The following is a 26,045-nucleotide window of genomic DNA, read 5'->3' as shown; positions in this document are numbered from 1 at the left end:
GAGTGGTGAATAGTGGATGTTAATTAAATATACATTCCACAACAACGCTTAAATTTCTCACCCGAACCGCAAATACACGGCTGTTTTTGGGTTATAGTCATTTCTACTGTTGGGTCGAGGAAGTGCCAACGCGCATCGTTGTTCGCTTTGTCTGTTACTTTTACAAAGGCAGACAATTCATGATGCGCCTGCAAGCCATCATCTTCATTATCAGAGACATTAAAGTAAGCCTTAAATTCAACTTGCGCATGACGTTTACCTAGCTTTGGCGTGTGCGCGACGATTTCCAATCCTGCCCAATCCGTCTCTTTTGCCCAACTCTCAATCGCCTGAATATTTAGTAAATTTTGCTGCGAGGGTAGCGTGGTCTTGACGATATATTCTGGAATGACCAACACAAACGCACTATAGCGCGTGCGCATGAGGCGTTCAGCAGTTTCAGTTTTTATGCCGTCAGCTTTATCAGTTTCTTCGCTCAATAAACTGTCATGGTAAGGCTGGCAGCAATCTTGATAAAGTAGCGGCGCGCTAATGTCATCCGATGACGGATTCATTTGGCAAGGGCAAGTCTGTAGAGAAATTGACATTATTTACTCAAGTTATTATTCGTTTTGATAGCTTCATAAGTTTTAATTTAGCCAGTTTTTTATCAATTCTGGCCATAGACCGATTTTAAGCTTTGCCCAAGGTGCGGGGTCACGTAGCTGCTGCCAAAATTCATCAAATGGTGGCGCAAAATATACCAAGAGCACAAGCATGACGTACAGTAGCAGATACCACCATTTATCTTTATGTTGATAGAACTTCATCGCCGTACCCGATGAGCGCTTCATTTTCATATTGGATAAATTCACACTATATAGCTCATCTAATGCCAAATGCACCATGGCGCCGCCGAATAAAAATAAGCCGTAAAACCAGCTAACCGTCAAAGGTAAATTTAAAATATCGTAGCTGACATAGGTCATTCCAAGCCCCATTATCGCCATATAGGGAACCGAATGAATGACACCGCGATGCACGGTCATATTGGTAAAAATCGAAAATACCACATAACGCATAAAGCCGTAGCCTGCTAGCCATAATGCTATCAGCGCCAGTAAACTCAGCTCACTACGCCAATGCATTACCAGACCAAAGGCAAAAATAAACGAGGTAATATTAAAACCAAGTTTAATGGGCGTCGAGTTATCTGAATCTAAATCAGGTAGCAACCCACCGATGGTACCGAGCGCCACACACATCAAAAACCCTGAATCATCAATCAAGCCAGCTTTATAAACCGTTAGACTCAGCGTACCACTGACCATGAATGCAACATTTAAGTGGGTGTTAAAATTTGCCATAAAAACTCATCAATAAGTAGCGCACGAAAACGTCATTTCGAGCGGCTCGTCTAGCCGTAAAAAAGCGCTCCATGATACCATAGCCAAGCCAGTCGTCTAATAGGGATAGTCAATATGACCGCTACTGATTTACCTGCCAAGCCTAATACCAATATTTGCAACGCTCCTTTCGATGTGCCTGTTAATGCATCTGTTGAAGCTTCTATTAATAACCCGTCTGCATGCGATAGTCAGCTTGATGACAGCTTTGCTGCCATTGACTGGCAAGCGCCATGGCTGTGTCACTTAAACCAGTTAGGCTATATAAGTAAAGCCATCACAAAGCTTAGCTCTTTAAGAGATGAGCCTGCTCAAACAGATAAACTCGGAAACACACCTGATATTATCGCCAAGGTTTTAAATATAGCATTGCAGCAACAGGCTGATGACCTACAGCAGTCATTACCGCAAACCAAACCTGCACTAAACAATCAAGCCCACACCTTACGATTTGTCTCACAAAATGCGTTGCCAGAAGGTGAGGCGTACGAGAGTTTTATCGGCACGACCGGTAATATTCCCACCCGCGATAACTTGCATGATTTATTTAACGGTAGCATTTGGCTCACCTTTCCCAAGACCAAAGCGTTACTCAATTATTATCATATGCGTGAGATTGATCAGCAAGGTATTGGTGCCAGTCGCGGTCGTGTTCGCGATACCATTACCGTATTTGATGAAAATGGCGCGATTTTAGTGACAGCAGAGCCTAGTATTGGTGAGGCACTAGTGGATTTTGACTGGCAAAAAAGTTTGGTAGAACCGCGTGAGCAGTGGGATAAGCCAAAGCAATCGAATAACCACTCTCAAGCTGCGGTTTATATTTTTGGTCATGCCTTACTAGAAAAACTGCTACAACCACGTAAAGCATTGTGCGCCCATAGTATTGTTATTTATGTGACGCCAGATTTTTTTGCCTTATCGCTATCTGAGCGTATTAGTCATTTGGATCAGAAAGTAGCTGATTATATGGAGGCATTATTATCACAACCGGATGTGACACCGCGCAAACTGTCTCCATTGCCTATTTTGGGTGTGCCGCATTTTTGGGCTGAAAATGCCAAGCCTAACTTTTATGATGATAGCCAAGTGTTTCGCAGTGGTCGCCGTCAAAAATAAAAAGATAAGGGAATACCTTACGAGTTAACCGTTAATGCTTAACCGCTAAAGCATTGTTACGTTTACGATTGTGCCACGATTTGACTACGTCTAGACGTTAACAAAGCTCGGGTTATTTGTTATGGTAAAAGGACGTTACTGTTAAATACTAAAGATATGCTTATGTCTTTTGTTACCTAAGATTTTGTAAGTATAAAAATACAGCGGTCTATTTTTCTTAGCAACTCTTATGAGTCATTAATTTGAGTTGTTAATAACAGCTACTAAAGTTAGCCATTAAATTCATTTAGTAAAAATTTAAGCACTATTATTTAGCCACCAATTATCAGCATAAATGCTTATTGATTGATAGTAATATTAGTTCAAGAGTCATTTATGTTCAGGATCTATAACAACGATAAGGAAGCTACCATGAGTGATATTTTTAATGTAAAAGACACCATTACGGTCGATAGCAAGGACCATACCTATTACAGTCTGCCCAAGTTAACCGAGACTTACGAAAACATTAGCAAGTTACCATTTTGCATGAAAGTCGTTTTAGAAAACTTATTGCGTAATGAAGATGACGGCCAATCTGTTGGCAAAAACCACATCGAAGCGGTCGCCAATTGGGATGCAGGCGCAGAAGCGTCAAAAGAAATAGCCTTTATGCCAGCCCGTGTTGTCCTGCAAGATTTTACTGGTGTGCCATCGGTAGTCGATTTGGCAGCGATGCGTGATGCCGTAGTTGAGCTTGGCGGCAAAGCTGAGCAAATTAACCCGTTTATCCCAAGTGAATTGGTCGTCGATCACTCAGTACAAGTCGATGCTTATGGCCGCGAAGATGCCATAGATCTTAACGAAAAGATTGAGTTTAAGCGTAATAATGAGCGCTATGAGTTTCTGCATTGGGGCAAGAATGCCTTTAAAAACTTCGTTGTCGTGCCACCAGCCACAGGTATTGTGCATCAGGTCAACTTAGAGTACTTGGCCCGTGTGGTAATGGCTGCAGATGTCGACGGTGAGCTGACCGCTTATCCTGATACGGTATTTGGTACTGACAGTCACACTACTATGATTAATGGTATTGGTGTACTTGGTTGGGGCGTGGGCGGTATTGAAGCGGAAGCGGCAATGCTTGGTCAGCCATCATCAATGCTCATCCCACAAGTGGTTGGTTTTGAGCTAAAAGGTAAGTTAACCGAAGGCGTTACTGCAACGGATTTAGTGTTACGCGTCGTTGAGATGCTGCGTGCGCATGGCGTGGTTGGTAAGTTCGTCGAATTTTATGGCGAAGGCTTACACAGTATGCCACTTGCAGATCGTGCCACCATTGCCAATATGTCACCAGAATATGGTGCAACGTGCGGTATTTTCCCGATTGACCAAATGGCGATTGATTATCTACGTCTATCAGGTCGTGATGAAGCACAAATCGAGTTGGTTGAAAAATATGCCAAGGCACAAGGCTTATGGCATGATGCAGATACGCCAGCAGCGACCTACTCAAGTAAGTTGGAATTGGATTTATCATCAGTACAGCCCGCACTTGCTGGTCCGAACTTGCCACAACAGCGTATTAATCTATCTGATATGCATGAAAAATTTGGCGAAACCTTGACGGCGATGACCAAAGACCGTAAGAAAGAAGTTGAAGCCAAGGTTCGCTTCGATGAAGAAGGCGGTAAGCAAGAGCAAGCAAAAACGCTCGCGGCAAAACCTAATCCTTTTTGCGCGGAAGGCAGTACTTATTGCACGGTCAAAATCGAAGATGAAGAGTATAGATTGCGTGATGGTTCTGTCGTTATCGCGGCAATTACTTCTTGTACCAATACCTCAAACCCAGCAGTGATGATTGGCGCAGGTTTGGTTGCGAAAAAAGCCGCTGCAAAAGGTCTAACGGCTAAACCATGGGTTAAAACTTCACTGGCTCCAGGGTCAAAAGTAGTAACTGATTACCTTGAAAAAGCCGAATTGATGGATGAGCTAGAGAAAATAGGCTTCTACCTAGTTGGTTATGGCTGTACCACTTGTATCGGTAACTCAGGTCCGTTATTAGGGGCGATTGAAGGGGCTATCGAAGAAGGTGATTTGGTTGCCGCTGCTGTACTATCAGGTAACCGTAACTTTGAAGGTCGTATTCACTCACATGTAAAAGCCAGCTACTTGGCGTCACCGCCATTGGTTGTTGCTTATGCCCTAGCAGGTACTGTCGATATTGACTTGACCACGCATCCGCTAGGACAAGACCAAGAAGGCAATGATGTATTCCTAAAAGACATCTGGCCAACGTCAGAAGAAATTAACGAGCTAATTGCCAATAATATCGACGCGGATATGTTCCGTAAAAACTATGGCGAAGTGTTTGACGGTAGTGCAGCATGGAACGCCATTAGCTCAGCCGATAGCCAGCTGTATCCATGGAGCGAAGAGTCTACGTACATTAAGAACCCACCGTTCTTCGATGGCATGACCATGGAGCCGGAAGGTATCCCTGATATCGAAGGCGCGCGTATCTTAGGGTTGTTCGGTGATTCAATCACCACCGATCATATCTCACCAGCTGGTAATATCGATGCTGATTCTCCTGCGGGTAAGTACTTGCAAGGGCGTGGTGTGATGGAAGCTGACTTCAACAGTTATGGCTCACGCCGTGGTAATGATGCGGTCATGACTCGTGGTACCTTTGCCAATATCCGTATCAAAAACGCCATGATGGCTGGCAAAGAGGGCGGTTATACCTATTACTTCAATGGCGATAGCGCCACGTTACAAGATGGTCAAGAAATGGCTATCTATGATGCGGCGATGAAGTATAAAGAAGATAAACGTCCGCTCGTGGTACTTGGCGGTGCAGAATATGGCTCTGGCTCTAGCCGTGACTGGGCCGCGAAGGGAACGATTCTACTCGGCGTGAAAGCGGTACTGACCAGCTCGTTTGAGCGTATTCACCGCTCAAATCTAGTCGGTATGGGTGTTTTGCCATTGACTTTTAAAGACGGTGAAAATGCAGCGACCTATAATCTAGATGGTTCTGAAGTCCTTAGTATCACAGGTCTAGATAATGGCGAAAGCAAAACAGCCAAAGTTACGGCCACACGTGCCGATAGCTCAACTGAGAGCTTTGACGTCAATGTCATGTTACAGACGCCAAAAGAGCGCGAGTATGTGCGTCATGGCGGTGTATTGCACTATGTGCTACGTCAGTTAGCTGCTGAGAGTAAAGACGCAGCATAGTCATTTATTAGACCTAGTATGGTAAAGAGCCCAATCATATGATTGGGCTCTTTTATGCAATATTATCGTGCTTAGGTAATTTTATTGCTCAACCTTTCTCAGTCAGCAGCTTGACTCCCATGCCGATAAATATCACACCGCTTATTCTATTTAAAATTACTTCAATAGTAGGATTCTTACGCAGATTTTCACTGAACTTTGACGACAGTAATGCCAAGCACGAGAACCACATAAAACCGGTCGTAGCAAAAGTTAGCCCAAGACCTAAAAAAGACAGCATGCTATTACCATAACTCGAGTCGATAAACTGTGGGAAGAACGCCAAAAAGAATAAGGCGACTTTTGGATTAAAGGTATTAGTTATGACCCCTTGCTTATATATCTGCCACCTATCTAACGGTCGAGTAGACGCTAATTTTTCTTCAATGGGTAAATTACTGGCAAGTAAAGGTACTGGTTTGCTAGTCAGCATTTTAAAGCCTAGATAGCATAAGTAGCTTGCGCCAATATATTTCACTAGCATAAATGCAAATGGTGAATTGGCTAATAGGACGGACAATCCGAACGCAGCCAGCAAAGTATGTACTAAAATACCAGAGATAATACCGAAGACAGAGTAGAATCCTGCAGTTTGTCCCTGTGACATACTACGAGTAATGATATACATGCTATCTGTTCCGGGTGTTATATTTAATAAAATGGCAGCAAGAATAAATCCCAGATAATTTTCAATACCAAACATAGCCAATACCTCCTTGTGATAGCAATTCAGCTCAACATTTTATAGAGCGCCTTTACATTGCATTCTATCAATATTCCTAATGGTATATATAGCCTTGCTCGCATTTTTCAGAAATGACAGACATAAAAAAGCCCAGTCACCGTATGATGACTGGGCTTTTTTATTGTTCGCTTACTAGTCTAATCTGATGCTAAGCAAAAGTGCTAATAAGTGACGCCGTATAGTGGCGTCCCCAGGGGGATTCGAACCCCCGTTACCGCCGTGAAAGGGCGGTGTCCTAGGCCTCTAGACGATGGGGACGCATAGAGTGTTATAACCAGTGGTTACAACGGTACTTCACAATATCAGATAGCTTATAAATAAGCATTGCCTAGGTGCTGATATCGTCCTACTAGCGAGTATTTACGTTAAAGTTTCAGTGAACTGAGCTTTGCAATAAATAGTATGGTGGAGCTAAACGGAGTCGAACCGTTGACCCCTTGCATGCCATGCAAGTGCTCTACCAACTGAGCTATAGCCCCTCGCTAAGAGTGTGCGTATTTTATGTAAGACCAGCAGTCTTGTCAACTGCTATTTTAAAAATAATGCATAAATATGCAAAAAAAAGTGTTCAAAGCTATTTTATTAACTTACTCAGCCCAAATTAGCGTGGATTTTGCTGACTGGCTATCTCTTTAATGGTTTTATCGGTAAAGAATTCTTCTTCCGTACCATCTGAAAAAATAACTGCACCGCATTCTGTGGGTATATATTGCCCACCTTTTAGTTGTACTGTGCTGATACCTTTAAAACCAATAATGTCAGATTCTTTCAATCGATCGACATTATGATTGATATAACTGCAATAAGAGGTATATATCCACTTTAAGTCATCAAAGTCTTGACCGGTCGTGAGGATTAACTTGGTATCGTATAGCTCTTTTACGATGGCATCATAGTATTTCTGCGCTTCTTTTAACGTGTTAAAGACATAATCTTTACTTTCTATTGTGACGGTCTTGGCTGCCATTTTTATTTCCAATTTAAGTATTAAATAAAGAATCAGTATTCGTATGCAAATGCTGATATTCACGTAAAGAGGGGTCAGTATTAGCCTGACCCCTCTTTTTTATTCACTAATAATGTTATAAACCAAAAGTTAAAAACTATTCTGCTGCCAAAAAATCTGGCAACTCTGCCGCTTGTTTCTCTAGTTTTTTCAGCTTCTTTTTGCCCAAACCACCAAGTACGTCAATCGCATGACGCAAGCGTGTCAATGTCATATCAGCGCCGATAATTGCCATAGAGTTCATGACTGGCGTCGATGAGGTGCTACCAGCGATAGCAATGAAGAACGGCGCCATAAAATCACGCATTTTAATGTCAAGGTGAGCAGCAAGACCTTTTAAGGTGGCATAGATGTTTTCTTCCGACCACGTTGGTAAGGTCTCTAGCTGCCAAAGCGCTAATTGCAGCATCTCAGTAATTTGTTCAGCCGAGAGTGATTTATGGGTAAAGCTCTCAGCATTGATATTAGGTAAGTTCTGGAAATAAAAGCCACCCCAATTAACTGCATCAGATAACAGCTCAATACGAGGCTGAATCGCTGCTGCGATAGCGGTTAATTTATCGCTATTACTTGCCCAATCGAGGATTTTATTTTTTAGCTCTTCAGGAGTAAGCGCACGTAACCATTCTGCGTTGAGCCAGTTGAGCTTTTCGATATCGAAAATAGGGCCGCCAAGTGACACACGCTGAATATCAAAGCTGGCAATCATTTCCTCTAACGTAAATTTCTCAGCTTCGTCAGGCATTGAGTAGCCCATACGACCAAGGTAATTTAGCAAGGCTTCAGGTAGCACGCCGGCATCACGGTAATAGGTGATAGAGGTTGGGTTTTTACGCTTAGACAGTTTTGATTTGTCTGGGTTACGCAGCAGTGGCATATGGCAAAGCACAGGCATCTCCCAACCAAAATACTCATAAAGCAGCTGATGTTTCGGCGCAGAGTTGAGCCACTCTTCACCGCGCAACACATGGCTGATGTCCATCAAGTGGTCATCGACAACGTTGGCTAAATGATAAGTCGGCATGCCGTCGGTTTTGAGAAGCACTTGCATGTCCACTTGCGTCCAAGGAATCTCGACCGTACCGCGCAGCATATCTTGTACCTGACACACGCCTTCGGTTGGCACACGCATACGAATGACGTTTGGTTTGCCCTCAGCAACCAATTGCGCAGTTTTCTCTGATGCTAAATGGGCACAGCGACCGTCATAGCGTGGTGTTTCGCCATTGGCCATTTGCTCAGCGCGCATAATATCTAATTCTTCACTGCTACAAAAGCAGCGAAACGCATGATCGTTTTCTATCAGTTGCTCTGCATGCTTTTTGTAGATATCACTACGCTCGCTCTGACGATAAGGCGCGTGTGGACCGCCGATATCTGGACCTTCCGCCCAGTCGAGACCGACCCAACGCAGCGCATCCAAAATCATTTTTTCAGATTGCTCGGTTGAGCGCGTTTGGTCGGTGTCTTCAATACGCAAAATAAATTCGCCACCATGAGCTTTGGCAAAGGCTAAATTAAACAGTGCGATATAAGCAGTGCCAACGTGCGGGAAGCCAGTAGGCGAAGGGGCAATACGGGTACGAACAGGGCGTATGCTATTAGTAGAAGTAGATGGTTGCATCATAAAAATCTCAGAATGTTGTTGTTAATGAATGGGACAGTCAAAAGTAGTAGTGAAAAGTGAAAATATGGACGAAAGAATGGCAGTCAACGTTGAAAAATAGCGTAAAATATAGCGCTAGTATAACAGAGAGATGGGATATTTTTAACGAAATGCCCTTCTAGCGCTTGACTACCCGTGTATCCTTGCGATAATAATGTTAGGTAAGTCATAACTTGTTTATTTTCATCTGATTTTTTACTATTACTGGTCAATTTGACCATCATCTATTGAGTTGTTTGTGTCCATATCGAATAGTAAGCCAAAAAATACGCCAAATGCTAATCACAATCCTTCTGACCCTGATCATTCTATGTCAGCGGCGAGTCTGTTTTCTGAAGAAAGCACTTCTACTCAAAAACTTATACAAGAGTCTAGTGAAGATCAAGCTACATCTGACGAATTGAGTTTTGCCCATGATGCGGTGCTATTGCAAGAAGCAGTCGCCGCAGTGTTGGGTGTCAAATCTCTACCGAAGCAGACAGACGACGAAAGTCAAAATAGCTTGCAAGCAAGCGGTATCTACGTCGATGCTACCTTTGGTCGTGGTGGCCATAGTCGCTTGCTATTGAGCCAGCTTGCCGATGACGCAACCTTGATTGTTTTTGATAAAGACCCAACGGCCATTAGCGTTGCTCGTGAATTGGCAAATAGCGACAGTCGCGTAAAAGTGGTACATGATAGCTTTGCGACGTTAACAGACAGTCTTGCTGCAATGGGAATCACTCAAGTTGACGGTTTAATGGCAGACTTAGGTATCTCATCACCGCAAATTGATGATGGCAGTCGTGGTTTTAGTTTTATGCGCGATGGCGCGGTCGATATGCGTATGGACACTAGCCGTGGGCAGTCGGTTGCTGAGTGGCTTGAGACGGTCGATGATGAAACCTTGGCCAATGTCCTTTATGAGTTTGGTGAAGAGCGTCACAGCCGCCGTATCGCTCGTGCCATTAAGCAGATGGACAGTTACGACTCTACTTTAGCATTGGCTGAAGTGATAAAAGTTGCGCACCCAAACTGGCAACGTGGCAAGCATCCAGCGACCCAGAGCTTTCAGGCGATGCGGATTTTTATTAACAACGAGCTTGGTGATGTCGATAACTTTTTAGAGCAAAGTATCCCGATATTAAAGGTAGGCGGACAGCTAGCAGTGATTAGCTTTCACTCGTTAGAAGATCGACGTATCAAGCAGTTTTTGCAGCGTCATAGTAAAGGGCAATATCCAGAAGATGAGAATCTACCGATGCCACCCAAGCGTCCACGTTACTTTAGTAAGCCTAAACGCGTCGGTCCAAGTAAAGCAGAGATAAGTCATAACCCACGCTCGCGTAGTGCATGGTTACGCATGGCAACACGTACTGATGCTGACTATGTAGCAGATATTCATCCATGAATGCCATTATTAAATTATGTGGTTTAAATATGACTGAATGTTTTAATGATTACGCGGCTGTTAAAAAGCTGTAAACATTATCTGCTAGGCTCAGCAGTTACTTTTTTGCTTGGTATTGTTTGTATTGATGGTGCTGATGCCTTATAAGAGTTTTATAACTCGTAAATGGTTATCGCTTTTTATATTTTGAAGTTCACTTTTTTGAGATTGTCATGGCAATATCCGACAAACCTGCAAACCGCCGCGCCGCAACGCCATCGAATACCGATGTTGGCGCCTTATTTGTGCGTAAGTTTAAAATATCAAATATCTATGTGGCTATATTGGTACTGTTGGCGGCTGGTATTGTATGGAGTGGCATCAAAACGGCTGAAGGTGTTCAGCAATATCATCAGGATTATAAAACCTTGCAAGACATGAAAAAACAAGAGCGGAAACTACAAGTTGAGCATCAGCGTCTGCTTATTGAACAACAGACCTTTAGTGCGACGCCGCAGATTGCCAGTCGTGCCGTTGCTGAGCTTGGGATGTTTTCGCCGACACTCAAAGATAAGCTGATTATCCAGCCAGGTGCTGCGACAGCAGTTGCACTCGTGGACCCTGAGGCCAGTACTCCAGACACTTTAACGACGAATGATTCTGATGTTTTCGAAGCTGATGCTGTGAGCGATGCACCCGTTAAGGCTGCTGCTACCGATTCTGACCTAGCGGAGGCAGGACAATGAGCGATAAAAAACCCAGTGCTAAAGCGACCAGCAAAAAACCCGCCAGCGGCAAGGTTACTAAGCCACTACGCCGTGCTAGTGCGGCCAAATCTGGGCAAACGAGTAGCAAGCCTGACAATAAATCAGATGATGGCCGTAAAGCCAAGCTATTTGGTCGCTTAAAAAAGAATGAAGAACAGGGTGCTTATACCAGTGTCAAAAATCTAAAAAGCAAAAGATCAATTTTGGGAAAAGCATCTGGTGCTTCCTCTCGCGGCGGTGTCGAACAAGATAAGAACCGTTTCCGTTTGATTTGGGGTATAGCGCTGCTTATTTTGGTGGCACTTATCGGTCGTGCTTACTACATTCAAATTGCCAATACTCAGTTTTATCAAGATAAAGGCAATGAGCTCATCACCAGTGTACGCACGCAAAAATCCTATCGTGGCATGATTACGGATCGCAACGATTTGCCATTGGCTGTCAGTGCACCACTTGCGACAGTCTCTTTTAGCCCGCATGACTATGCCCGTGAATACTACGAGCTTAAGCGTATTATTATCACCAATCCTGAAAGTCCGCAGCTTATCGCACGTATGCAAAAGCGCTTAGACAATATGGATTTGACGACGCTTGCGGCGGCTGCCAATATCTCAGCCGATGAGCTAAAAAGAGTGACAGCTATCGACCCTACTATTGATGTAACGGATGAAGTGGCAGTCAAAGCAGCGCTGCCATCGGGTGCAGGCTCGCATTATTTACCACTATTAAATAAAGTAACGCCGGAGATTGCAGAAAGCGTTAGCTCGCTTGATTTTCCTGGTGTTAATGAGAAAAACTTTTTTCAGCGCTATTATCCGCAGCCACAGCCTAACTCGCAACTACTAGGTTTCATGGGACAAAATGCCAACGATCCGGAAGGTGGTTACGAAGGACGTGCTGGTATCGAACGTCAGTATGAGAAAGAGCTGGCGGGTGATGATGGTAAGGTTTTGGTGCTCAAAGATGCCAAACAAAACAGTCTTAAAGAAATCAAACAGGTTGAACCAGAAGTGCCGGGTAAAGATGTGACATTGACCATTGATTCGCGTTTGCAATATTTGCTTTATAAAGAGTTAGAAAAGGCGGGGCGTTTGCAAAAAGCGCGCTGGTCGACGGGTATGGTAGTCGATGTACAAACCGGTGAAGTACTTGCGCTATCAACATGGCCGTCATTTAACTCTAATAATCTAAATGAGATGACGGGTGAAAATCAGCGTAACCGTGCGCTCCTTGATGTCTTTGAACCCGGTTCAGTCATGAAGCCATTCACCGTTGCTGCGGCTTTAGATTCAGGGAAATACACTGCCACTACTTTGATCGATACCAATCCTGGCTCTATCCGTGTCCGTGGTTATACGATTCGTGACCATAATAATTTAGGGCGGATCACGATGGCAACGCTACTACAGAAATCTAGTAACGTCGCCTCGACCAAGATTGCTTTGTCTCTACCGGCTGACGGCATTACCAATATGCAAAGACAGTTTGGCTTTGGGGCAAAAACACCACTGCAATTCCCAGGTGAAGGGAGTGGGCTTGTGGTGACACCAGAAGAAAAAGAAACTTCGAGACGGGCAACGGTCAGTTATGGCTATGGTATACAGGTGACGCTGGCACAGATAGCGCAAGCTTATTCAGCGCTGGCGGCAGGTGGCGTCATGCATCCGCTAACGTTGAATAAAAATGACAAAGCGCTACCAAGCAAACGTATTATGGCGCATGAACAAGCGATGGCCATCGTACAGATGATGGAAAGTGTCACAGAAGACGGCGGTACGGCTAAGGGTGCGGCTATTGATGGTTACCGCGTTGCTGGTAAAACAGGAACCTCGCGCCGTATCAATCCAAAAGGTGGTTACTATACTGACCAGTATCGTAACGTCTTTGCGGGTATGGCACCAGCTTCTAATCCAAAACTGGTCGGTGTCATGTTAATCGAAGACCCGCGTGGTCAGATTTATGCTGGTTTAACCGTGGCTCCTGTTTTTCATAATGTTATGAAAGAGGCACTGCGTTTATATAATGTGCCTTTAGATAAGCCGCTCAAAACCGAAGCTCAATAGATATAAAAGTAAATTTTTTAATATCCACCTCTTAACTATTTGATGTGTTTTAACCGTTTAGGATTTGCCAATGACCCTGTCTACCTCGTCGCCAAGCAGTATCACCGTTACCTTGCAACAGCTCCTTGCAGCTAGTAGCAGCGACGATAGACATAGTCTACAGCAGGTATTTACAGCGAATATGACCGCATCTGTTAGCGAGTTATCGCATCAAATGACCGCTGTTCAACTGGATGCGGTGATCAATATTCCATTCCAGCAGTTCTGTTTAGACAGCCGTCAATTAGCCAGCAACGACGTGTTCGTCTTGTTAAAAAGCCATACGCCAAATTGCCAAAAAAGCCGTGACCACCTTTATCAAGCCGCTAACAATGCGGCTTTTATCCTATCGGAAATCGACCCTCTAGCTTTGCTTGCCACCGCTAATGTCCCGCCTCATGCCAATCTCGAATTGACTAAAACTGATAATGCAAAATCTATCGCACAGCAGCAATTAGGTACTTTGCCTTGCCCCGTATTATATGTACCTCATATCCGTGATTTTCTGGGCAGCTTGATTCAAGCACGTTTGCAGTATCAGCAGCCCGTGACATTACCAACTGTCATAGCCGTGACGGGCACCAATGGCAAAACCACTATTAGTCAATTGGTGGCGCAATTGACGCAGCTCACCGGTATGAGTAGCGCAGTCATGGGCACGGCGGGTAATGGTCGGCTTGGCGCTTTGGTGCAAGCCAGCCATACCACGGGAGATGCTTTAGCGGTCCAGCAATTTTTATATCAAATGGGCAAAGAAGGTGCTGAACTACTAGCATTGGAAGCCAGCTCACATGGTTTAGATCAGCAGCGTCTGCAAGGTATGCCAGTGTCGGTGGCGATTTATACCAACCTGAGTCGCGATCATTTAGATTATCATGCTGATATGGCAGAGTACGCGGCGGCTAAAGCCAAGCTATTTGATAAAGCCCATTTTCCGGATTTGACCCACGCTATTATCAATATCGATGACGAGCATGCCCAGATTATGCTCGACACCGCACACGCTAGCCAATTAATAGTTTGGACATACAGCTTAGATTCACTAAAAACAGCTACCTTCGTCGCCGCTAACATCACGCCAAGTTTACAAGGTGTAGAGATCAGCCTGCGTACAGATTTCGGCGATGGGACAATGAATCATTTAGATATCGTTAGCCCATTATTGGGACGTTTTAACGTGGCGAATTTACTTGCTGCTATCGCAGCTGCTGTAGCTTTAGGAATTAGTCTTGAAAGCATTGCGACCGTTATCCCGCAGCTACAAGGTGCGGTTGGGCGTATGCAGCGTGTACCATCGAATGATGGTTGTTTCATTGTCGATTATGCTCACACCCCTGATGCCTTAAGTCAGGTGCTTGCCAGTCTCAAAACTCATTGTAAAGGCCAGCTATGGGCAGTGTTTGGCTGCGGTGGTGACCGTGATGCGGGCAAACGTCCTTTGATGGCGCAAGCAGGATTGGCAGGCGCGGATAAAGTCGTGTTAACGGCAGACAATCCACGTACTGAAGACCCCAACGCGATTTTGCAAGATATGCAGGCAGGGATGAGTACTGAACAATATCAGCGTACCCATATTGAGCCTGCGCGCCAAGCAGCGATTGAGTATGCGGTCAATCAAGCAGCGGCTGATGATATCGTCGTTATCGCGGGCAAGGGTCATGAGACCTATCAAGAAATTAACCATGTTCGTTATGATTTTGACGACAGTGTTATTTTGCGAAATGCCTTAAAACAAGCAGGGCGTGTATAGCATTTATAGATAAATAATAGCGCTTACAGTTAGTTTTCCATGCTATTTAAAAAGTATTAGTCGTTAACTATAAAAAATAAATAAGTAGTCATCATATATAAGGTAATCATTATGACAGCCGACAACGATAACAGCATTCAGTCGCAAGGGCTGTATGTTTGGCAAGCAGACAATCTGCTCGCAGCAACCACAGCGCTCAACGGGCATTGGCAGCTGAGTGAGGGACAATCCGGCTCAGAAAACGATGTAATGAGCACTCGTATTGCCACCGATACCCGTACGATAAAGCCTGGTGATATATTTTTAGCGTTAACGGGTGACAATTTTGATGGTCACAATTATATTGAACTAGCTGCCTCAAAAGGCGCGCTCGCTGCTATCGTCTCACGTCCTATCTTTACTGATATTCCACAATTGGTTGTCAGTGATACCCGTTTAGCTTTAGGACAATTGGCTGCGTATCGTCGTCAACAGCATCAAAATTTAACCGTCATTGCTATTACTGGCTCTAGTGGTAAGACCACCTGTAAAGAGATGCTCGGTAGTATCTTTGGCAGACTTGCCCCAACGCTTATCACGCGTGGCAACCTAAATAATGACTTGGGCGTACCAATGATGTTGCTCGAATTATCCGATCATCATCGCTATGCTATTTTGGAATTGGGCGCAAACCATATTGGCGAAATTGCTTATACTACGGAGATTGTCCAGCCAGATGTTGCGTGTATCTTAAATATTGGTACAGCGCATTTGGGTGAGTTTGGCAGCCGTGAAGGGATTTGCCAAACCAAGGCTGAGATTTACCATACCTTGAATGATAGCCAATTTGCGATCGTTCCTGATAAAGATGATTTTACCAATCAATTACGCCGTATCGCTGAAAAGCATACATCACACGTGATTGGCTTTGGTAGTACTGATGTCAGTGCCAGCCATCTAGATGTCGAGCCTGAGCGTAGTGAATTTAAGCTGCATATCGGCAATCAAGTCCATGATATCAACTTGCCACTAGCGGGCGAGCACAATGTCAATAATGCTTTAGCCGCTGCTGCCTGTGCCCATGCATTAAATATTGAAGTTAGTGATATCGTCGTCGGACTTGAAAATGCGCGTCCTGCCAAAGGTCGCTTGAACAGTCAGCTGTTAGGCATGCATCGACTGATTGATGATACGTATAATGCCAATCCACATTCGGTACGGGCGGCTGCCAAAGTATTGGCAGCACAAACGGGTACGCAAGTGATGGTATTAGGCGATATTGCTGAGTTAGGTGAGGCTGCAGTGAGCGAGCATCGAAGCTTGGGTCGTACCATTGCAACCACAGGTATTAATGTACTGCTTTGCGTTGGTGAATATGCCCCTTATACAGTCGAAGGTGCGCAGGAGATTTCTGATATCAATGCCCATGCGTTTACCGATAAAGACAGTTTATTGGCGTATTTGAAACCTTATTTGCAAGCGCAGCAGGCGCAACCTTGTACGGTGTTGTTTAAAGGTTCTCGTTCCATGGAAATGGAAACACTTATCAATGCGCTAGTCGAGGAGTAGGCGGTGTTAGTTTGGTTGTTTAGCTGGCTTGGTCATTATTATGCCCCGTTTTATGCGGTTTCTTCTTTGACGCTGCGCGCGTTACTGGCGGTCATTACCGCCCTTGCTTTTAGCATGATTTTTGGTAATCGCGTTATTCGACGTTTGCGTGCACTTAAGTACGGTCAGGCGATTCGTAATGATGGACCACAGTCGCATTTGGTCAAAACTGGCACCCCGACCATGGGTGGGGTGCTGATTTTAAGCGCGATTGGGGTATCAACCTTGCTTTGGGCGCGTTTGAATAATCCGTACGTTTGGATTTTGCTCATTGTCATGATTATCTTTGGTGCGGTAGGCTGGGCGGATGATTGGCTCAAAATTAAATATAAGAACCCAAAAGGTCTAATTGCTCGCAAAAAATACTTTTGGCTATCCATGGGTGCATTATTCGTCGGCATTTCTTTATATTATATTGCCACACTGCAGCCAGATATTGCGACGACTCGCGAGATGCAGGATTTATTAATACCTATCTTTAAAGATTGGATGATTCCATTTTCGGCAGTGCCGTTTGGTATTGGCTTTATTATCTTTACTTACTTTGTGATTAATGGCGCCTCTAACGCGGTCAATTTAACTGATGGCTTGGATGGCTTGGCGATTTTGCCAGTGGTCTTGGTTGCTGCAGGCTTGGGCGCGATGGCATATGTCTCTGGTGACGTACGCTTTGCGGATTACTTGCACGTACCTTATATTGCCTACAATTCTGAGGTGATTATTGTCTGTGGCGCGATGATTGGCGCAGGGCTTGGCTTTTTATGGTTTAACGCCCATCCAGCGCAAGTGTTCATGGGTGATGTGGGTGCGCTGTCACTGGGCGCAATGCTCGGTACCATTGCGGTAATGACCCGTCAAGAAATCGCTTTCGCAATTATGGGCGGACTGTTCGTTGCAGAAGCATTGTCGGTAATGCTACAGGTTGGCTCATATAAGCTACGCAAAAAGCGCGTCTTTCGTATGGCACCGCTGCATCACCATTTTGAAGAGATTGGCTGGAAAGAAACCCAAGTGGTCGCAAGGTTTTGGATTATCGCCATTATCTTGGTTATCCTTGGCTTGATGACGTTAAAGCTGCGTTAGAACAGTAACTCAGATTAATCTCGATATTCTTCGTTAAAAAGCCATCTCAACAAGTTTGAGATGGCTTTTTTGTTTCCCATACTATCTTTTCTCATACCTTTTAACACTTAGCATGGCTGAATTTTGGTAAAATAACAGCCATATTGCTATGATTTGAGATGCCTGTGTCCTTATTTATTTGTCCCCTTTGTCAGTCGCCACTGCAGCCCGCAATCGATACATGGCGCTGTGATGGTAGCTTGCACCCAAAACAAACTGCGCATCCTTTTGATGTGGCGCGTCAGGGTTACGTTAATCTTCTACCTGTCCAACAAAAAAAATCTAAAGCACCGGGTGATAGTCAAGCGTCCATCGAGGCACGGAAACGGTTTTTAAATGCAGGGTATTATCAGCCATTACAGGCACTGATCTGCCAAAAAATAGTGGAATTGTTAGCAAAAAACGAGTTGCCATCTGAACAAACTGGTAAACCAGTCAATTGGCTGGATATCGGCTGCGGCGAAGGCTACTATACCCAAGCGATGGCTCAGACGGGTATGGATACACTTATTGCGGCGGATATTAGTAAACCTGCCATAGTAGAGCTTGCAAAAGCGAGCAAGGCAGCAAGTTCTCTTTGGAATCAGCAAGATAAGAACGATGGTATTGAAACGGCAGTGATTTATCCATTAGTGACCAGTGCTGCTCATTTGCCCTTACCTGCGCAAAGTATCAATGGGATTAGCAGTATTTTTAGTCCCATTCTGCCAGAAGCGTTCAATGAAGTATTAAGTGATGAGGGCTATTTAATCATTGCTAAGCCAGATATTGGTCATTTAGCAACGATGCGTGAGGCTTTGTTTGACGATGTCCGTGAGCACGATTCTGACAAGTTTTTGCAGGAATTAGCACCATATTTTACGCTGCTTAAAACTTATAATGTCAGTACTGAGTTAAAATTATCAGCAGATGATTTGGCCGATTTGCTGACTATGACTCCTTATGCATATCGTGCGCATAGCGAAAAAAGACAAGCGCTACTAGCTTTAGTTGCAACCGAAACATTTGCAACTGAAGCCAAATTTATCGTTTATATTTTACAGAAGACAACAAACTTATAAGTTTACTTATCGCTATGTCCTCTTATCAAGACACTTCACAAAATAACCTGATGGGCTTAAAGTAAAAGGCTTATAAAACAGGCCCCATCGTAGCAATGATGTTGTTCCAAATCCTAGAAGATAGTGGCCAGTTTTTGACCTCTTCACGTGTTACTTCGTCTGAGTCAGCGATATATTGGTATTGGCGCTCAATAATATCCGCCGTCAGCTTTTTATCGCTAAAGACAACGTTATTCTCATAATTCAAATCAAAGCTACGCAAGTCTAAATTGGTCGAGCCAATCAAGCTAATTTCACCATCAATCGTCAAGGTCTTTGCGTGTAACAAGCCTGGTTTATATTCATAAATTTTTACGCCCGCTTCGAGCAATTGCCAATAATAACTGCGACTGGTCGCGGCGACGATAAAGGAATCGTTATTTTTTGGAAAAACCATCGTCACTTCAACCCCGCGATAGGCGGTAGCGCATAAAATACTGACGAGTGAATAATCGGGCACGAAATAAGGCGTAGAGATAATCAGCGTCTCTTGCGCTTGGCTAATCAAAGCACCCAAAAACTGTGGCGTGGTACCGTGCCGCTGAGTGGGACCATCTGAAAAAACTTGGGCAGGGAAGCCATTAGGCTTTGGCGTGCTATCATAATAAAAGCTATCAAGCGGAGTGTCTGGATTTTCAATCAACCAATCACTGGCAAATAACATCTGATTCTGCGCGACCACAGGTCCTTCGATACGCAGCATAATATCGACCCACGGAGCATATTTTGGCTTTACCATAAATTCAGGATCGGCGCAGTTTCGACTACCAGAGTAGCCAATTTTGCCATCAATAATGGTAATTTTGCGGTGATTACGCAGATCAATACGGCTAAACAGCATTACTTTTACAAAGTTAGTTAGTGGGAGAGCTACACTGACTTGTACGCCAGCATCTTGCATTTCTTGCCATATCTTTGAGCTCACCATCTTCCGCGAGCCCATGCCATCAACCATTGCTCGACAAGTAACGCCACGCTTTGCTGCTCGGATGAGAGCTTGAGCGGTATCAATACCCATGCCATCGACGAGCCAAATATAATACAGCACATGGATATGGTCTGTTGCAGCATCAAAATCGGCAATCATGCGTCTGCGGGTTTCGCTTGCATCTGCCATGAGCTCTGCCTGATTACCCTCCATAGTATGAAAACCGGTGGCTTTTGCTGCATAAGCAAAGGAAGCTTGATAAGCGGGCTTGATCATCTTCTCTAACGTCGTCTCATGACCAAGAACGCTTGGACTATGAGTATTTAATCGCTTAATGATATCGTCGCGTTTTTGCCCAAAGTCATGACCCAAATGCACTTCACCAAACATCCAGTAAATCAGCACGCCAAAATAAGGCAAAATAAACAGGATAACAATCCATGCTAATCTGGCAGGCGAGGTCAAATCATGACGAGATAAGACCCGTAAAGAAATCAGTATCAGTAGGATAAAATGTATCGTCAACAAAATATCTACGATCATAACAGCGTCCCTTATTATTATTTTATATCTAAAAAGTATCAATCGCTTTAACTAATCAAAAAGAGAAGTACTATGAAAACCGTCTAGTATTCTCCAAAAAGCCAACCGCTGACAAAGGCAAAGTACTCTCTAAACCACGCGTTATAGCGGATGGATAACGGAGTAGGGCTGGCAAGCATAATAGGTTGCACGTAGCCTTGATGCCGAGCGATGTTTGCGGCGCGAATAATATGAAAATCACTGGTCACGATAGCGATGGGCGCTTTAATAGAAATGCCTTTTGCCGCTAATATCTCTTGGCTATAAATAAGGTTTTCTGCTGTACTCGTGCTTTGACCTTCTTGCAAAATATGCTTAGGAGGAATGTCATATGTATCGTACAAGTAGGTTGCCATAATATAGGCTTCGCTACGTGTCTGTCCAAAACCTATACCACCGCTAGTGATGACTAGCGCGCTTTTTTGTAAATCGATAAGGGGCGCGGCAGTATCTAAGCGTTTGGCAAGTGTTGGTGTAGGTTTGCCTGCGACCGTACCTGACCCTAGCACAATGATGGCAGCGACTTTAGGTATGGGTTTAGCACTTTGTTTAATCTGCTGCTGTAATGCATAAACAAAAATGCCAAAACTGATCAACCAGATAAAAAACACCATCCATAGCCCATACCACAGACGGCTTAACCAACGATTTTGGCAGATAAATCTTATTATGTTACGCCAAAAAATACCATGAGCAACAAACACCATACCTACTAAGAAGGGTACAACAGAACCAAAATTTACCTTACCTACTGCCATCAAAATCGTACAGTCGACGATCATAAGGCTACCGATAATGGTTAATATAACTCGCACTGGCATCATGAAGTTTTTTGGCAGGGGTATACGATTGTTTAAAGGCAATATATTCAATGGATCTTCTATGGTGATATTAGTTTGGACGCTATAGCGTGTCTGATAAGAGATTAATCGCTGCCATGATAACGCACCCTGTTTTGAGATAACGTCTTATTGTTGTTACTAGGAAAAGCAAATTTAACGATAAGGGTGGAAGAGAGAGTTAAAGCGGTTTAAGGTTGAAGAGATCATCCATTAATGTAAATTTAGTGATAAGAAAATAGTAGAAGGTGATATCAGAAAAACAAGCATGAGAAAACTATAAGATTTATCTTAACAGTTTTTGAGGGATATTTAGGAGGGGGTAGGACAGATTGGGAAAACTAGGAATTTCTAAGATTGGCGGTGAAGGAGGGATTCGAACTATTAACATAAGACTTTGATTTTTAAGATATTTAATTTTAAATACGTATTTATAGACCAGCTATTAGACCAACATCATTCAAGTGTTGGATGCAGGATAAATATCGGGATTTATCTCAGAATAAGTTGAAACTAAATGTTTCTACGCTTTAATTTCAAAACTATATTATCACTAAAAAAGGTTTTTTGAGGAATATAACCATTGTAAATTGATTCCTGCTAGAAAATTGATCAGAAAGTTAAGTGCTCTCAGTTAGCGAACATCGTAATTCCTAGCTTTATATGAACCTCTAAACCTATCGTTACTAGTTAAAGGCTCATATAAATCAATTAAGATACAGTCTTAAAGTGCCATAAAAGTATACTTATATAAATAATAAAACTATCAAGTTTTATAATGGTGCATATAAGCTTAATCTTGTGAGTTATCAGGACTCATAGTTGCAACTAAGTCTGTAAACCTTTCTCCTTGTACTGAGACATGTTCTTTGATTAAACGCTCAGCTAAATCCTCATCAGCACTAATAACTGCATCTACGATCCTTTGATGCTCTTCAAAAGAATGTTGCATGCGGTTATTTACTCGAAGCTGCAAACGCCTATATGGATGTAGTCGATTGTGTAAATTGCTTGCTTGCTCTATAAGAAAGCTATTATGACTAAGTTGATATAGGAAGAAATGAAACGTCCTATTTGCTTCATAATAGCTTTCTGTGTTCTGGTCCATTAAGTACTGTTTACATTGATTATGTAAAGACAGTAGCTCAACTTTTTCTTCTTCATTTATTCTTCTGGCAGCTAACCTTCCACACATTCCCTCAAGATATGCCATTACTTCAAACATTTCAAATAGCGTCACAATATTTAAAGTAGGGATGATTGCACCTCTACGTGGGCGTATTTCTACTAATCCTTCAGATGCTAAAAGTTTCAAAGCTTCACGAATAGGTGTTCTTGATACACCATATTTTTCGCAAAGCTTTGCTTCATCAAGTTTAGTACCAGGAGGAAGCCGACCGTAAATGATCTCGTCTTCTATTTTTTTACTAACTTGTACTGATAAGGGTAAATCATCAATTAAACTCATAATACCTCAATTTGTATACAATATATATTTTAATAAATACAATATGGTTGCACTTTAAAACTATCTGTATTAGATTATATCAAACAAGTGGGTAGTAGGTGATAGATCCTTCTAAAGGTTTTGAGCTCTATTAAGGCTTATATTCTTTATAAGGTAGGGGTAGATAAGGAAATTCGAAGAACCCTGAAAGACATCATCAAGCTACAATTATTTGCGCTTGTATCTATATCTAATTGTTATTAATTTAGATTCTTATTTATACAGCCCGTATATCAAGTTAGATATTGCCAAAAAGGCTGTCATGATATCCAAGGAAGGTTTTTATGATCATATATGGTACTGCTTTATTGGCGGTTAGCTATTTGCTAGGAGTTTTTCTTGGTGGATTGTTAGGAAAAATATTAGGGGTTGACGCTAATATTGGTGGTGTAGCTATCGCAATGATTCTACTAATTGTCGGCAAAGAAATGCTTGCTAAAAAAGGTTATCTACCTAAGTCGACGCAGTTTGGTGTTCTATATTGGGCAGGTATGTACATCCCTATCGTTGTTGCGATGGCTGCAGGACAGAACGTAGTCGCTGCACTATCTGGCGGAATGGTAGCAGCTGTTGTTTCTGTTATTGCGCTTACTGCAACTGTCTTTGTCGTACGCTTACTTAATAATATTGGTAATGATTACGATACATTTACTTGGGATGATACTGAAGAGCATCGTGACCAATTGTGAGTGTCTCATCAATATTATCAACACTATAAGAAAACTGAAACTACCAATTCAATCGCGCAATGGAGTAATTAAATGGACTTAATTATAGAAACCCTCACTAAAAATGCCTTTGTAACTGCTCTAGCAGTAACAGGCCTAGTGATGCTCTTCTCTCAAATACTATCCAAGTACCTAACAAACAATAAGCTACAGTCATCTGCAATTGCTATCACCCTTGGTCTCATTGCTGCCTATTTTGCTGGTTTATATACTGGTGGTGAAAAAGGCATTTCCGATATAGAGCTTTTCTCTGGATTTGCTCTTTTAGGTGGCGCGATGCTCAGAGATCTTGCCATTGCATCTACTGCTTTTGAAGTAGACGTTAAAGAAATAAAGCGTGCTGGGAAGATTGGTATTGTTGCCTTGATATTGGGCTGCGTTATACCGTTTGTGGTAGGAGCCGGTGTTGCATGGACATTAGGCTATAGAGATGCTGTCTCTATGACCACTATTGGAGCAGGTGCAATGACTTACATTGTGGGACCTATTACAGGTACAGCAATTGGAGCAAGCTCTGATGTGATTGCTTTATCCATTGCCATTGGTTTGATTAAAGCCGTCTTCTTTATGATCGCAACCCCTTTACTTGCCAGATTTATGTATCTTAAAAGCCCACGTTCAGCCATGATTTTCGGTGGCTTGGTAGGTACTACTAGTGGAGTAGCAGCTGGCTTGGCAGGTACTGATGTAAGGCTGGTTCCATATGGAGCATTGGTAGCCACTTTCTATACGGGCCTAGGTGCTTTATTAGGACCATCTATATTTTTCTTAACACTAAACGCAATATTTTAATAAGTAGAGAAAGGAAGTCTTATGAAAGCGAATATTGACAAAAAAGTATGGGATACACAAAAAACTAGACGGCTTACCAAACTAAATGCTGCAAAAGACAAAGGATTAGAAAAACTAGTCCCGAGTGATAGAACAATTGAACTACTGGAAACGGTACTTGCACCTGAAGATAAAGTTTGTATTGAAGGTAATAATCAAAAGCAAGCTGACTTTTTATCTGAATGTTTGTCTCAATGTAATAATGAAGTGCTAAACGACTTGCATATATTACAGTCGGTTTTAGCACTACCCAGCCATATCGATATATTTGAAAAGGGTATTGCCAGTAAAGTAGATTTTTCTTTTTCTGGTCCACAAGCATTAAGATTAGCAAAGCTGGTTCAGCAACAAAAAATCCAAATTGGCTCGATTCATACCTATCTAGAGTTATATGGTAGGTATTTTATCGACTTAATACCGAATGTGTGCTTGATCACAGCACATTCTGCCGATGCAGAAGGTAACCTATATACCGGTCCAAATACTGAAGATACACCAGCAATTGTAGAAGCCACGGCATTCAAGAGCGGTATCGTCATTGCACAAGTGAATGAGTTAGTAGATAGCGTTCCACGAGTTGATATTCCTTCGGATTGGGTGGATTTTTTCATTGTCGCACCTAAGCCTAACTATATAGAGCCTCTGTTTACACGTGATCCAGCCCAGATTACCGAAGTACAGATATTGATGGCAATGATGGTTATAAAAGGTATTTACGCTCCCTATCAAGTCAAACGCTTAAATCATGGGATTGGCTTTAATACAGCAGCAATTGAGTTGCTCTTACCTACCTACGGCGCAGAATTAAACCTCAAAGGTAAAATTTGTACTAACTGGGCACTTAATCCTCATCCGACTATGATTCCAGCGATAGAAAGTGGGTTTGTGGATAGTATTCATAGCTTTGGCTCAGAAGTAGGGATGGATGAATATATTCAAAGCCGCCCTGATGTATTTTTTACAGGCAAAGATGGAAGTATGAGATCCAACCGTGCTTTTAGTCAAACGGCAGGTTTGTATGCTTGCGATTTATTTATAGGGGCAACTTTACAGATTGATCTACAAGGTAATAGTTCGACAGCGACGGTAGACCGCATTGCAGGTTTTGGTGGGGCTCCCAATATGGGGTCAGATCCACATGGACGTAGACATTCTAGCTATGCATATCTCAAAGCAGGTAAAGAAGCGACAGATGGACGCGTGGTAAAAGGTCGTAAGCTAGTGGTGCAAATGGTAGAAACTTATCGTGAGCATATGGATTCTGTCTTTGTGGAAGAGCTTGATGCATGGCAACTACAAGAAAAGATGGGAAGTGACTTTCCACCCATCATGATCTATGGCGATGATGTCACACATATTGTGACCGAGGAAGGTATCGCAAACTTATTATTATGTCGCACTCCAGAAGAGAGAGAGCAGGCCATTCGCGGTGTAGCGGGTTACACACCTGTCGGTCTGCAACGAGATCATGAAAAAGTCAAAGAATTAAGACAGCGTGGGATTATCCAAAGACCAGAAGATATTGGCGTAGATGCTTCAAAAGCGACGAGGGATTTATTGGCAGCCAAATCTGTCAAAGATTTAGTGAAGTGGTCCAATGGTACTTACTCTCCACCAAGCCGTTTTAGAAACTGGTAAAACAATACTAAGGATA

The 26,045-nt window shown here is 43.1% G+C and carries 20 protein-coding genes and 2 tRNA genes; 12 read left to right on the top strand and 10 right to left on the bottom strand.

The genetic code is table 11. The features are described 5' to 3' along the window. Positions 1-23 precede the first annotated feature (23 nt). Together M0221_RS12005 and M0221_RS12000 are read right to left on the bottom strand one after the other, a co-directional pair. A complete protein-coding gene (locus M0221_RS12005; RefSeq protein WP_483283917.1) occupies positions 24-587 on the bottom strand; it encodes a YchJ family protein in 564 nt (187 codons plus the stop codon). 42 nt (positions 588-629) lie between these two features. Beyond that, the gene (locus M0221_RS12000) at positions 630-1,346 is read right to left on the bottom strand and encodes a metal-dependent hydrolase (protein ID WP_483283916.1); all 717 of its coding nucleotides are present in this window, start codon (positions 1,344-1,346) and stop codon (positions 630-632) included. A 114-nt stretch (positions 1,347-1,460) separates the two neighbouring features. Here M0221_RS12000 and M0221_RS11995 point away from each other — a divergent pair, with 114 nt between their 5' ends. Both M0221_RS11995 and acnA read left to right on the top strand, forming a co-directional pair. Beyond that, positions 1,461-2,504, top strand: a complete 1,044-nt coding sequence (locus tag M0221_RS11995) for a DUF3025 domain-containing protein (protein ID WP_483283915.1) — start codon at positions 1,461-1,463, stop codon at positions 2,502-2,504. Between the two features lie 411 nt (positions 2,505-2,915). Beyond that, on the top strand, positions 2,916-5,723 hold the full coding sequence (gene acnA / locus M0221_RS11990) for an aconitate hydratase AcnA (protein ID WP_011514689.1): 2,808 nt from the start codon (positions 2,916-2,918) through the stop codon (positions 5,721-5,723). An 88-nt stretch (positions 5,724-5,811) separates the two neighbouring features. On the opposite strand, the gene M0221_RS11985 is transcribed toward acnA, so the two are convergent. From M0221_RS11985 to gltX, 5 genes are all read right to left on the bottom strand, one after another. After that, positions 5,812-6,465, bottom strand: a complete 654-nt coding sequence (locus M0221_RS11985; RefSeq protein ID WP_483283914.1) for a LysE family translocator — start codon at positions 6,463-6,465, stop codon at positions 5,812-5,814. A gap of 224 nt (positions 6,466-6,689) precedes the next feature. Next, positions 6,690-6,765 (bottom strand) — tRNA-Glu (locus M0221_RS11980). Between the two features lie 145 nt (positions 6,766-6,910). Then, positions 6,911-6,986: transfer RNA gene (locus tag M0221_RS11975), tRNA-Ala, on the bottom strand. Between the two features lie 122 nt (positions 6,987-7,108). Continuing rightward, positions 7,109-7,474 (bottom strand): hypothetical protein, encoded by a 366-nt coding sequence (locus tag M0221_RS11970; RefSeq protein ID WP_483283913.1) that lies wholly within the window; start codon positions 7,472-7,474, stop codon positions 7,109-7,111. Between the two features lie 136 nt (positions 7,475-7,610). Then, positions 7,611-9,140 carry a glutamate--tRNA ligase gene (gene gltX / locus M0221_RS11965; RefSeq protein WP_483283912.1) on the bottom strand — a complete coding sequence of 510 codons (1,530 nt, stop codon included), beginning with the start codon at positions 9,138-9,140 and terminating at the stop codon, positions 7,611-7,613. A 277-nt stretch (positions 9,141-9,417) separates the two neighbouring features. Between gltX and rsmH the strand changes: the two genes are divergently transcribed. The 7 genes from rsmH (at position 9,418) to M0221_RS11930 (ending at position 18,937) form a co-directional block, all read left to right on the top strand. Beyond that, the gene (gene rsmH / locus M0221_RS11960) at positions 9,418-10,569 is read left to right on the top strand and encodes a 16S rRNA (cytosine(1402)-N(4))-methyltransferase RsmH (protein WP_483283911.1); all 1,152 of its coding nucleotides are present in this window, start codon (positions 9,418-9,420) and stop codon (positions 10,567-10,569) included. A gap of 212 nt (positions 10,570-10,781) precedes the next feature. Next, complete coding sequence (ftsL, locus tag M0221_RS11955) at positions 10,782-11,294, top strand: cell division protein FtsL (RefSeq protein WP_149409701.1); 513 nt, start codon at positions 10,782-10,784, stop codon at positions 11,292-11,294. Next, a complete protein-coding gene (locus tag M0221_RS11950) occupies positions 11,291-13,378 on the top strand; it encodes a peptidoglycan D,D-transpeptidase FtsI family protein (RefSeq protein WP_149409702.1) in 2,088 nt (695 codons plus the stop codon). Before ftsL ends, M0221_RS11950 begins: the two co-directional genes overlap by 4 nt. A gap of 70 nt (positions 13,379-13,448) precedes the next feature. Next, positions 13,449-15,167, top strand: a complete 1,719-nt coding sequence (locus tag M0221_RS11945; protein ID WP_483283910.1) for a UDP-N-acetylmuramoyl-L-alanyl-D-glutamate--2,6-diaminopimelate ligase — start codon at positions 13,449-13,451, stop codon at positions 15,165-15,167. A 111-nt stretch (positions 15,168-15,278) separates the two neighbouring features. After that, a complete protein-coding gene (locus M0221_RS11940) occupies positions 15,279-16,715 on the top strand; it encodes a UDP-N-acetylmuramoyl-tripeptide--D-alanyl-D-alanine ligase (RefSeq protein WP_483283909.1) in 1,437 nt (478 codons plus the stop codon). Between the two features lie 3 nt (positions 16,716-16,718). After that, positions 16,719-17,837, top strand: a complete 1,119-nt coding sequence (gene mraY / locus M0221_RS11935) for a phospho-N-acetylmuramoyl-pentapeptide-transferase (protein WP_483283908.1) — start codon at positions 16,719-16,721, stop codon at positions 17,835-17,837. Between the two features lie 158 nt (positions 17,838-17,995). Beyond that, entirely contained in the window at positions 17,996-18,937 is a 942-nt protein-coding gene (locus M0221_RS11930; protein ID WP_483283907.1) for a putative RNA methyltransferase, read from the top strand. Positions 18,938-19,007: 70 nt separating this feature from the next. On the opposite strand, the gene cls is transcribed toward M0221_RS11930, so the two are convergent. From cls to M0221_RS11915, 3 genes are all read right to left on the bottom strand, one after another. Further along, positions 19,008-20,447 (bottom strand): cardiolipin synthase, encoded by a 1,440-nt coding sequence (cls, locus tag M0221_RS11925; RefSeq protein ID WP_483283906.1) that lies wholly within the window; start codon positions 20,445-20,447, stop codon positions 19,008-19,010. 83 nt (positions 20,448-20,530) lie between these two features. Further along, on the bottom strand, positions 20,531-21,310 hold the full coding sequence (locus tag M0221_RS11920; RefSeq protein WP_483284789.1) for a YdcF family protein: 780 nt from the start codon (positions 21,308-21,310) through the stop codon (positions 20,531-20,533). A gap of 808 nt (positions 21,311-22,118) precedes the next feature. Then, positions 22,119-22,793, bottom strand: coding sequence for a GntR family transcriptional regulator (locus M0221_RS11915; protein ID WP_020444457.1), 675 nt, complete (start codon positions 22,791-22,793; stop codon positions 22,119-22,121). Between the two features lie 323 nt (positions 22,794-23,116). Between M0221_RS11915 and madL the strand changes: the two genes are divergently transcribed. The 3 genes from madL (at position 23,117) to mdcA (ending at position 26,029) form a co-directional block, all read left to right on the top strand. Further along, on the top strand, positions 23,117-23,521 hold the full coding sequence (madL, locus tag M0221_RS11910; RefSeq protein ID WP_020444456.1) for a malonate transporter subunit MadL: 405 nt from the start codon (positions 23,117-23,119) through the stop codon (positions 23,519-23,521). Between the two features lie 72 nt (positions 23,522-23,593). Continuing rightward, entirely contained in the window at positions 23,594-24,352 is a 759-nt protein-coding gene (madM, locus tag M0221_RS11905) for a malonate transporter subunit MadM (RefSeq protein ID WP_020444455.1), read from the top strand. A 21-nt stretch (positions 24,353-24,373) separates the two neighbouring features. Continuing rightward, a complete protein-coding gene (mdcA, locus tag M0221_RS11900; protein WP_020444454.1) occupies positions 24,374-26,029 on the top strand; it encodes a malonate decarboxylase subunit alpha in 1,656 nt (551 codons plus the stop codon). Positions 26,030-26,045: the final 16 nt, after the last annotated feature.

Source organism: Psychrobacter sp. ANT206 (assembly GCF_056880555.1).
The sequence above is the reverse complement of the archived record's forward strand: the minus strand, read 5'-3'. Positions and strand labels throughout refer to the sequence as shown.